Origin of the sequence: Streptomyces sp. URMC 124 (assembly GCF_051386455.1) — a bacterium.
In the GTDB taxonomy this organism is placed as follows: domain Bacteria; phylum Actinomycetota; class Actinomycetes; order Streptomycetales; family Streptomycetaceae; genus Streptomyces.
The window spans coordinates 1-271 of record NZ_JBPQTS010000471.1 but is presented as its reverse complement, the minus strand read 5'-3'; the positions used below and the strand labels follow the sequence as shown (position 1 = coordinate 271).

Sequence of the window (271 nt, the reverse complement as noted above, 5' to 3'; positions counted from 1 at the left end):
TCAGAATAAAGATCAAGGTAATCGGCTTGCGGAATACATATTCCCGACGGCTCAGCGTATACGCCAGCATCGTGGTCAAGCCCAGATTGAGCAGCGTTGAAAGCACCGTTCTTGCCACGGAAATCCAAAACGCGTCATATATCGTTCCCGAAGCGAATACCGCCTTGTAATTCTGCCATGTAAATTCCCTCGGCCAGAGATAGATTCCGCCCCGGATCGTATCATTCCCCGCATTCAGGGAAACGACGATCGTGTTCAGGAAGGGATATAA

The 271-nt window shown here is 49.8% G+C and carries 1 pseudogene; it reads right to left on the bottom strand.

From position 1 onward, the window contains the following. Positions 1 to 271: pseudogene (locus ACSNOG_RS33370) on the bottom strand (hypothetical protein); the annotation flags it as partial.